The 9,304-nt window shown below is 53.2% G+C and carries 10 protein-coding genes; 6 read left to right on the top strand and 4 right to left on the bottom strand.

Annotation, left to right across the window (positions count from 1 at the left end; translation table 11 throughout):
- Both ABWO75_RS12650 and ABWO75_RS12645 read right to left on the bottom strand, forming a co-directional pair.
- The coding region (locus ABWO75_RS12650; RefSeq protein WP_353186081.1) for a TolC family protein at positions 1 to 1,006 on the bottom strand (1,006 nt) is incomplete at its 3' end.
- 31 nt (positions 1,007 to 1,037) lie between these two features.
- Positions 1,038 to 1,682, bottom strand: coding sequence for a TetR/AcrR family transcriptional regulator (locus ABWO75_RS12645; protein ID WP_353186079.1), 645 nt, complete (start codon positions 1,680 to 1,682; stop codon positions 1,038 to 1,040).
- 213 nt (positions 1,683 to 1,895) lie between these two features.
- On the opposite strand from ABWO75_RS12645, the gene ABWO75_RS12640 reads away from it, so the two are divergent.
- The 5 genes from ABWO75_RS12640 to ABWO75_RS12620 all read left to right on the top strand — a co-directional run bounded on the left by ABWO75_RS12640 (position 1,896) and on the right by ABWO75_RS12620 (position 6,566).
- Complete coding sequence (locus ABWO75_RS12640) at positions 1,896 to 2,372, top strand: Lrp/AsnC family transcriptional regulator (RefSeq protein WP_353186077.1); 477 nt, start codon at positions 1,896 to 1,898, stop codon at positions 2,370 to 2,372.
- Positions 2,373 to 2,465: 93 nt separating this feature from the next.
- Entirely contained in the window at positions 2,466 to 3,518 is a 1,053-nt protein-coding gene (locus tag ABWO75_RS12635) for an EamA family transporter (protein WP_353186075.1), read from the top strand.
- 105 nt (positions 3,519 to 3,623) lie between these two features.
- Positions 3,624 to 4,391, top strand: coding sequence for a 5'-nucleotidase C-terminal domain-containing protein (locus tag ABWO75_RS12630; protein ID WP_353186073.1), 768 nt, complete (start codon positions 3,624 to 3,626; stop codon positions 4,389 to 4,391).
- Positions 4,366 to 5,349 (top strand): metallophosphoesterase, encoded by a 984-nt coding sequence (locus tag ABWO75_RS12625; protein ID WP_353186071.1) that lies wholly within the window; start codon positions 4,366 to 4,368, stop codon positions 5,347 to 5,349. The genes ABWO75_RS12630 and ABWO75_RS12625 overlap by 26 nt, the downstream gene beginning before the upstream one ends.
- A gap of 14 nt (positions 5,350 to 5,363) precedes the next feature.
- The gene (locus tag ABWO75_RS12620) at positions 5,364 to 6,566 is read left to right on the top strand and encodes an MFS transporter (protein WP_353186069.1); all 1,203 of its coding nucleotides are present in this window, start codon (positions 5,364 to 5,366) and stop codon (positions 6,564 to 6,566) included.
- Between the two features lie 25 nt (positions 6,567 to 6,591).
- On the opposite strand, the gene ABWO75_RS12615 is transcribed toward ABWO75_RS12620, so the two are convergent.
- Together ABWO75_RS12615 and recR are read right to left on the bottom strand one after the other, a co-directional pair.
- Entirely contained in the window at positions 6,592 to 7,416 is an 825-nt protein-coding gene (locus ABWO75_RS12615) for an SDR family oxidoreductase (RefSeq protein WP_353186067.1), read from the bottom strand.
- Between the two features lie 8 nt (positions 7,417 to 7,424).
- Positions 7,425 to 8,039 carry a recombination mediator RecR gene (gene recR / locus ABWO75_RS12610; RefSeq protein WP_353186065.1) on the bottom strand — a complete coding sequence of 205 codons (615 nt, stop codon included), beginning with the start codon at positions 8,037 to 8,039 and terminating at the stop codon, positions 7,425 to 7,427.
- A gap of 386 nt (positions 8,040 to 8,425) precedes the next feature.
- On the opposite strand from recR, the gene ABWO75_RS12605 reads away from it, so the two are divergent.
- Positions 8,426 to 9,136 (top strand): LOG family protein, encoded by a 711-nt coding sequence (locus tag ABWO75_RS12605; RefSeq protein ID WP_353186063.1) that lies wholly within the window; start codon positions 8,426 to 8,428, stop codon positions 9,134 to 9,136.
- The last annotated feature ends 168 nt before the right edge of the window (positions 9,137 to 9,304 follow it).

Below are 9,304 nucleotides of genomic sequence, written 5' to 3'. Positions count from 1 at the left end.
GTTGCAGTCCGGCGAGGTAATAGCGGGTTTGTCCGTTGAACTGAAACCCTTCCGACTGGGAACCGAGATCCAGAAAAGCATTCAGCTTCGGCACGGCGTATTGCCTGTTCATATGCAGCGCGGTTTCACGGATGCCGATGGCCACAGCCAGTGATTTCAGTTCTTCACGTTCGGCCGGGGTTCCCTGCGGGCTATGCAGCATGCCTGCAATCTGCAGCAATGCCGATTCCTGCTGGAATGCCGTATCAATGACAGCATCCTCCGGCCGGTTAAGCAGGCTGTTGAAATACAGCCGGGCATTCTGTGTATTCAGTTCTGCAGCCGTGAGCTTCGCCCGAGCGGCTGCCACTTCGCTGTTGGAGCGCAGCACATAAGCGGGCAATCCCTTCCCGTTGGCCACCAGTTTTTCGTTGGTCCGCAAACCTTCTTCCGCCAGCCCGAGTGCCGACCGGTAAATTTCAACGGCCCGCAGTGCGCCAAGAAAATTAAAATAAGCCGTTTTGATTTCTTTTACCAATTCCCGCTTATAGGTATCCACCTCCAGCGCGCTCAACTGCACCTGCTGCGTCTGGATACGTTTGTTATGTCCGATATCGGTATTGAGCAGCGGCAACGTAGTACGGATATGCGCATCGTAATAATTCCTGGGAAGAAAATTGATGGTTTCATTCTGGATCTGCGGAAAACGGTCCGACTGCGTCAGCTGGTTAAGCGTGCGGTATACCGGATTGAGCAGGTCGCCAATGGGCAGCGGGATATTCCGTCCACCATCGGCCGTCTGGTAGCCCGCCTGGAGGTTGATTGCAGGCAGAAACAGGCTTTTGGCCGATTTCAATGCGAAGGTCGCTTTTTCAAGCGACACATGGCGTTGTTTCAGTACCAGATTTCCCTCCAGCCCCTCAGCAACATAACGCTCCAGCACATCTTGTGCAATGGCGGGCCGCTGCAGAGCCAGCAGCGCGAAACCCAGCAGGGTTATTTTACATGTTATTAATACTGTTCTCATAATTAACAGTGTTTATTTTTCGGTAAAAAAATTACTTCATCCGTTCGATTACCTTCATGTAGGCCTGGAATACATCCTCCAGCAGCGAATCCTTCTTAAAGTCCTGATGCGGGGCGCATTTTTCTGCAATCGACCTAAAATGGCCGGTAATGTGCAGCGAACACAGGCCATGTACAACGTTCCATGAAAGGATGGCCATTTCCTGCGTACCGATATCGGTAAAATAACCGGCTTGCTGGCAGGCATGGATGGTTTGAAACAACCCGTCCAATACCCGTTCCCCTTCCGGCCAATCCTGCTCGGGGTGATGGGTTTCCAGGTAATCCATCGGCTCGCGCATAATGAACATAACTTCATAAAAATCAGGGTGATCAAGAGCAAACTGGATGTATGCCTTACCCATGGCCCGAAGCCGCTCAAAAGGGTGTTCAACCAGTTCCAGTACGGCCAGCCGCTCCCGGAACAGCAAAAATCCCTCCTGATGCAGGGCGTAGGCAATGTCCGATTTATCCTTGTAATACAGGTAAATGGTGGTCGGGCTGAACTCAATTTCCGCCGCAATCTTCCGGATAGAGGTTGCCGCATACCCTTCTTTCACGAAAAGCCGTTTAGCCGCCTCCAGGATCTGTGCTTTCAGGTTTTCTTTATGCCGCTCTTTCCGTTCTCTGATTCCCATGATTTCGATTTAACGGAGCAAATTTAGTTAACACTGTTAATTATGCAAAATATTTTTTTGAGTTTTTTATAAGTCGGTCCTGGGTAACTGATAGCCTCCCCTATGCTGGTATGCCCATCTTTCCACGGTACTTGTGTTATCATATTGTAAATTATTCTTAATAACTACACTTATTTTGAATATTGTTCTTTTATAGTGTACTTTTGCAGAATTATGGACGAAATTACTTATAATCTGGATCAGGTGGACTATCATATTCTCCGCCTGATGCAGGAAAATGCACGGATTAACAACGCGGACATCGCCCGTGAGCTGGGCATGGCACCGTCGGCCATTTTGGAGCGTGTAAAGAAACTGGAGCAAAAATCGGTTATCCTCCAGTACACGGCAAAGATCAACCCGGCTGCGCTGGGCCAGAAACTACTCTCCTTTATCTTTATCCGGGCGGCGGACGGGATTGGATGCGCTACCACCGGCGAGGCATTGGCGGCCATCCCGGAAGTACAGGAAGTGCATGACATTGCGGGCGATGACGGGTACCTGGTCAAAGTCCGCACGGCCGACTCGGCGGCATTGGTGGAACTGATGCGCAATTCATTTGCCAAGATTCCAAGCATCATCTCCACCCGAACCACCATCGTCCTGGAAACGGTAAAGGAACAGCAGCAACTGGTTATTCCGGCACCCTGAAGAGACACACAATCCCGGACCAGGTCAGCGACAGTACAGTTGGTCGCGCCCGTCCGGATATTAGTATACGGTACTTAATTAATGGAGGCAGCGATGACAGCAACCAAATACGCACAGTGGAAAATATTTCTCGCATTCGCGATGATTTACGTCGTGTGGGGATCCACGTACTTTTTTATCCATAAAGCCCTGAGCGGTTTTGAACCGTTCTTATTGGGGGCTGTGCGTTTTACAACGGCGGGATTGCTATTGCTGGGTTGGTGTTACTATAAGGGCTACCGGGTGTTTGACCGGAGCCTGATCATCAGGGCAGGATTCACGGGGCTGCTGCTGCTGTTTGTAGACAACGGCATTATTATATGGGTAGAGCAGTTCCTGCCAAGTGGGTTGGTCGCCATCATGTCGGCCTCCGCCGCCATCTGGTTTATCATCCTCGACAAACCTAACTGGAAAGCGAATTTCGGCAGTCTCCCGATCATCGCTGGCTTGTTTATGGGCTTCTTCGGCGTGGTGATGCTTTTTGGCGACCAGGTGGCCAATGCCATGGATACCGGCCAGCAACAGGTGAACCTGTGGGGTATGCTGCTGCTGATCATCGGCGCCATTGCCTGGACAGCCGGCTCCCTCTATTCAAAATATTTCGGGAAAGCGGAAAAGACGGCGGGCAATAGCCTGGTCAATACCGCATGGCAGATGACGGCAGCAGGCGCGGTATTTGCGCTGACGGCCTTCGCGCGTGGTGAAATCGGCCGGTTTCAGTTCAGTGAGGTTCCTGCCCCGGCCTGGTGGTCTATCGGCTACCTGGTACTCTTCGGTTCGCTTATCGCCTACAGTTCCTACATCTGGTTGCTTCAGGTCCGGTCCGCAACACAGGTAAGTACCCACACCTATATCAATCCCATCGTGGCGGTACTACTGGGTGTGTTTTTTGCCGGTGAAACCGTTACGTCCACCCAGCTCACCGGTCTGGTGGTCATCCTGCTCAGTGTGCTGCTGGTCAATTGGGAAGTCTATAACCTGTCTGCGCTGTTTTCCGGAAAGGGCATGCCCCGGACGTTCCGGGGCAGCGCACGCATCCGGTCGAAAATCAGGACCGGCGCACCCGCCACTGCGGGTGAGACGATGGAAAACCAGCTTGGGGATTAAAGAAGACATAACCGGCATTTAACAATTAATTTTTCCTGATTTCACGGCCATTGGCTACCTTTACCATAGGCTGCAATTGCCGAATACGTAATGTAATGGCACGCGATGAAATGTACTTCTGCTAACCCCCTGTTCCTTTTCGGCGTAGCTTTGCTGAGTCTGTTAAGCACCGCCTGCAGCAGGTACTCCCTGCCATCCGGACCACCGGCTTATACCGAGCACCGGATCGATGGATCCATTGCGCCGGATACCGCATTTATAGCGTATTATCTTCCTTACAAACAACAGCTGGACGCCGAAATGAGCCGCGTGATCGGACACAGTGCCGTCCGGCTCACCAAGCCCGGATCGGTCCCCGAAACGCTGCTTGGTAATTTTTTTGCCGACGCGCTGCTTACCGAAGGCCGCAAATCCGATCCCGGCATTGATTTTTCATTTGGTACGAAGGGCGGTCTGCGCACGGAGCTACCGAAGGGTGAGATCACCATCGGGCACCTGTTTGAACTTATGCCTTTTGAAAACGAACTGGTAATCCTGGAGCTGTCGGGCGAAAGCGTTCGCCAGCTTGCCGGATTCATCGCTGCTACCGGTGGGCAGCCCGTGGCGGGCCTGCAGATGGTCATCCATGCCGGCACTGCCAACGACATCCGGATCGGCGGCAAACCCGTGGACGACTCAAAAACGTATCGGCTGCTCACGTATGACTACCTCGCCAACGGCGGCGATAACATCCGCGGACTGGAAACACCGGTCAAGCGGATAAATCTCGGACAAAAAGTACGCGAGGCGCTGATCACCTACGTACAGGATTGCACCCGCGAAGGAAAACAGCTAAACACGCAACTCGATGGAAGGATCAAACTGGATGAATAGGCGGAATTTCCTGAAAGCGGCGGGATCGCTAACCGCCGTCTCGGCACTGGGCGCACTCCCCTACGCCGCACTGGCCGGCAGCGGGGAACACCTTCAGCTCACCATCCTGCACACCAACGATGTGCACAGCCGCATTGAGCCCTTCCCGATGGACGGATCGCGAAACCAGGGGCTTGGCGGCGTAGCCCGCAGGGCAGCGCTGGTCGACCTTATCCGGCGGGAGCAACGCCATGTACTGCTGCTGGATGCGGGCGACACCGTACAGGGCACTCCCTATTACAACCTCTTCGGTGGAAAAGTAGAGATGGAACTGATGAGCAAAATGGGTTATGATGCCAGCACCTTCGGCAATCATGAATTTGATAACGGAGTGGATGCGCTTGCGGGCATGATCACCCATGCCAATTTCCCTTTCCTTTCCGCCAACTACGATTTCAGCGACACGGCATTGGCGGGCAAAACCCAACCATATACCCTATTCCGGAAGCAGGGCCTGCGGATCGGCGTATTCGGCCTCGGCATCCAGCTTGATGGCATGGTCGACCCCAACAATTACCGTGGAACCGTTTACCTGGACCCCATTGCCGTGGCGAACGATATTGCGGCCAGACTGAAATACGATTATAACTGCAGCCTGGTGATCTGCCTCTCGCACCTGGGATATCGGTACGCGGGCAGTCAGGTATCGGACCAGCTCCTGGCCGCAGGTACCCGCCATATCGACCTGGTCATCGGTGGGCATACCCATACGTTTATGCCCCGGCCGGAACACATACGTAATCTCGATGGCGCCATCACAACGGTGAATCAGGTGGGGTTCGCCGGCATCAATCTCGGCAGGCTTGACTACCTATTCGAACGCCGATCGGGCAAAAAGCAGCTGCTTGCGGCAGGCTCATATGAGATTTCAAACGATCTTGCCTTTCGGCCCACCGGCGCTTTAAACTCATATAGTTAACCATATAACAGCTTTTGAAGGCATTTTTACGTTTATATATCGATGCATACCGGGACCTTTCGCGCCCGGCCTGGATGCTGGCACTGGTTATGCTGGTCAACCGGACGGGCGCCATGGTACTGCCCTTTCTGGGCATCTACATGACGCAGGCCCTCGGCTTCAGCATACCCGAGGTCGGCATCGTACTGGCCTGCTTTGGTCTGGGCGCAGTTACCGGATCGTGGCTCGGCGGCTGGCTGACCGACCGCTTCGGTAATTTCTGGGTGCAGGCCCTCAGCCTGCTGCTGTCGGTACCCCTGTTCCTGGTGATGCCCCTGTTCACCTCGGTAGAAACGCTAGCCGTGGCCATTTATGTCCTGAGCGTAGTGACGGAATCTTTCCGCCCGGCCAACTCGGTTTCCGTAGCACGTTATGCCCGCCCTGAAAACATTACCCGGGCCTTTTCACTTAACCGCATGGCCATTAACCTCGGCTTTTCAATCGGTCCGGCGCTGGGCGGCTTCCTGGCCGCCATTTCCTACAACTGGATTTTCTATGGCAATGCACTGGGCGCTCTCCTCGCCACCGGGGTGTTTATGGCATTCTTCTACAAACGCAAAGGAACCGTACGTACGAAACCGGCCGGACAGGCAACGGAACCAACCACTCCTTCCCGATCGCCCTACCGCGACTGGCCATTTCTGCTGTTCAGCCTGCTGTGCTGCCTGTATGCCATCTGCTTCTTCCAGCTGCTGAGCACATTGCCTCTGTTTTACCAGCAGGGCCATGGGCTGAATGAAAAGCAGGTAGGTGTCATCCTGGGATTCAGCGGCTTCGTGGTCGTCCTTTTTGAAATGCTGCTGGTGCATATGGCCGAACGGCGGCTTTCCTACGCGGGCAGTATATTGCTGGGCACCGTGCTTTGCGCTGCTTCTTTTGCCATGCTGCCCATACCAACCGGTTACTGGATACTCTATGCTTCCATATTTCTGCTCAGCATCTCGGAAATACTGGCGATGCCTTTCATGGCATCCGTTGCCGTTAAGCGCGCTTCCAGACAGCATCAGGGAGCCTACATGGGCCTCAATGCACTGGCTTTTTCTGCCGCGCACGTGTTTTCGCCCTTCCTGGGCACACGGATTGCAGACATGTACGGTTTCAATACACTCTGGTGGCTTACCGTGATTGTATTGGTGGTCATATCCGCCGGATTTTACACCGTGGTAAAGCGGATGTAAAAACATCAGTGTCCGGCCGGCCTTTTTATTTGATAAGGGGGTTCTTTTCTTTCGCAAACAGCTTGAAAACCTGCTGATCTACCCAGGCGGGCAACAGTTTATTCATCCATACGGCCAGTTTGCCCTGCCGGGTCATGACGAGGGTACGCCTGCGGCGGATAACCCCCGTTACGATACGTTCGGCAACTTCTCCAGCGGTCATCATGCTGGCTTCGTCCATGCTGGTTTCGCCATGGGCGGTACCAGCGGCATCCAGTGCCGTCTCCCGGATGCCCGATGCGGTAAACCCGGGGCACGCAAGCATGACATGCAATCCGGTACGGAGATTCTCAACGCGTAGCGATTCCATAAACCCATGAATGGCAAATTTGGATGCCGAGTAGCCTGTCCGGCCCGGCAATCCGCGGTATCCGGCGATGGACGACACAGCCACCACCGATCCGCGACTGTGGAGCAGCGCGTCCAACGCATACTTAGTACAGCATACCGTACCCCAGAAGTTCACATCCATCAGCCGGTGTAATACCGCCAGGTCCAGGTCGGCAAACAGCGCCCGCATGCTGATACCGGCATTATTGACCAGCACATCCACCCCGTTAAAGGTCGATATCGCCTGGTCCACCAGCGCTTTGCAGTCCGCTTCCCGGGCTACATCGCACTGCACGGCCACCGCACGCACCGCATATTGCCGTTCAAGTGACCGGGCAATTTCGCACAGGTCCACATACCGCCTTGCACCCAGCACCAGGTTGGCACCGCGCCGGGCAAATGCCTCTGCACAGGCCAGGCCAATGCCCGAAGAGGCCCCGGTAATGATAACGGTTTTATTCCGAAGTGATGTGCTATCCATAGGGTCTGTTATGCAATGCTCCGTTCGTAAGGCACCCGGGTGGCAATCGAACGGCCGAGTGTTACTTCATCGACGTATTCCAGTTCCCCGCCAAATGCAATTCCGCGGGCGATGGTACTGATCTGCACACCAAAGGCTTTCAGTTTCTTATAGAGGTAAAAAATGGTAGTATCCCCTTCCATGGTCGCGCTGAGGGCCAGGATAACCTCCTGCACCCCCCCTGCTTCCAGGCGTTTCACCAGGCTGTCGATCTGCAGATCAGACGGACCGATGCCGTCCATTGGCGAAATCAACCCACCCAGCACGTGGTACACGCCATGGTACTGGTCGGTATTTTCAATGGCCATCACATCGCGCGTATCCTCTACAACGCAGATCAATCCTTTATTCCGCTTATGCGAGGCACAGATTTCACAGGTTGCCTGGTCGGAAATATTATGGCATATACCGCAGTGCCTGATCTCACGTTTCAGCCGGTCGAGTGTTTCCGTAAAACGCGACACGTCGGCTTCCGGCTGCTTCAGCAGGTGAAGCACCAGGCGCAACGCGGTTTTCTGTCCCACGCCCGGCAGCCGGCCGAACTCCGCCACGGCCTGTTCCAGCAACTTGGAGGAAAAATTCATGGAACAAAGATAGGAAAACGTAAATTTGTATGGTATAGCCAATCCGGAATTATCCAAGAAGCCTACATTGCTGTTTTAAGTTAAGCGCATACTATGCAACGGACCGGGGTATATGGAAGATTGCTTCGGAGTGAGTCCAGTGTGAGTCCAGTATGAGTCCAGTGTGAGTCCAGTATGAGTCCAGTTTTTTTCGAAAAAACACCGGACTAATACCGGACTCATGCTTAATAAACCCTGGCCCCGTAGCGAAGCAGGTTTCTGCTAACTAAATACGTACACGGCTTTACGGGCTTCCGAGCCCCAATCAAGGCGGGGTAAGGCGTGCCGCATCAAATATCGCTACCTTAATGTGAAATTTATTATTTTAGCAAAAATCAGCAAGTTTTATGGCAAGGACACGGGAAGATAAAATCATCAGGGCCTTTGAAAACAAAACCTGGCAGGAAATCAAGGTCAAGGATTCCTGGCAGATTTTTAAAATCATGGCCGAATTTGTGGATGGCTTTGAAAAACTTGCCAAAATAGGTCCCTGCGTATCCATGTTCGGTTCGGCACGTACCCCGCAGGATCATCAGTATTACAAACTGGCCGAGGATATTGCCCGCCTGCTTACCGAACGGGGGTACGGTGTGGTATCGGGCGGCGGACCGGGCATTATGGAGGCGGCCAACAAAGGAGCCTATGAAGCCGGCGGGAAATCCGTAGGCATCAACATCGAACTGCCTTTCGAGCAATTCCATAACGCGTACATCGATTCCGACAAGCTCCTGCAGTTTAACTATTTTTTTGTGCGCAAGGTGATGTTCATGAAATATTCCCAGGGTTTTATCGTGCTTCCGGGCGGTTTCGGGACGATGGATGAGCTATTCGAGGCACTTACCCTGATACAGACGGGGAAAATTGCCCGGTTTCCTATTGTACTTGTGGGGGTGGATTATTACGGCGGGTTGTTTGAATGGGTAAAAAAGACCATGCTGGAAGCAGGCAACATCAGTCCGGAAGACCTTAACCTGTACCGGCTGGTGGATACGGCTGAAGAGGCCGTAACACACATTTTCCGGTTCTACGACAAGTACCTGCTGAAACCGAATTTTTAGCGGCTACCGCGGCGGATGGAATAGGATCGACTGCATATTTTTCAGCATAACCCGTTAGTCAGCAGCCAATTAGTCATATATCCGCAATTTTACACGACAAAATTTCCGATTTGCCAATCAAATCGGCACTGGTATTTGTTTTGATCATATCCCAGCAAAACTAAACAT

Source organism: Parapedobacter lycopersici, from assembly GCF_040395035.1.
GTDB classification, from domain to species: Bacteria; Bacteroidota; Bacteroidia; order Sphingobacteriales; family Sphingobacteriaceae; genus Parapedobacter; species Parapedobacter lycopersici_A.
The sequence above is the reverse complement of the archived record's forward strand: the minus strand, read 5'-3'. Positions and strand labels throughout refer to the sequence as shown.

Bases quoted from the DNA above. Each gene is read 5' to 3' on its own strand.
- ABWO75_RS12645 (WP_353186079.1), bottom strand. From the start codon at position 1,682: ATGGGAATCAGAGAACGGAAAGAGCGGCATAAAGAAAACCTGAAAGCA.
- ABWO75_RS12640 (WP_353186077.1), top strand. From the start codon at position 1,896: ATGGACGAAATTACTTATAATCTGGATCAGGTGGACTATCATATTCTC.
- ABWO75_RS12635 (WP_353186075.1), top strand. From the start codon at position 2,466: ATGACAGCAACCAAATACGCACAGTGGAAAATATTTCTCGCATTCGCG.
- ABWO75_RS12630 (WP_353186073.1), top strand. From the start codon at position 3,624: ATGAAATGTACTTCTGCTAACCCCCTGTTCCTTTTCGGCGTAGCTTTG.
- ABWO75_RS12625 (WP_353186071.1), top strand. From the start codon at position 4,366: ATGGAAGGATCAAACTGGATGAATAGGCGGAATTTCCTGAAAGCGGCG.
- ABWO75_RS12615 (WP_353186067.1), bottom strand. From the start codon at position 7,416: ATGGATAGCACATCACTTCGGAATAAAACCGTTATCATTACCGGGGCC.
- recR (WP_353186065.1), bottom strand. From the start codon at position 8,039: ATGAATTTTTCCTCCAAGTTGCTGGAACAGGCCGTGGCGGAGTTCGGC.
- ABWO75_RS12605 (WP_353186063.1), top strand. From the start codon at position 8,426: ATGGCAAGGACACGGGAAGATAAAATCATCAGGGCCTTTGAAAACAAA.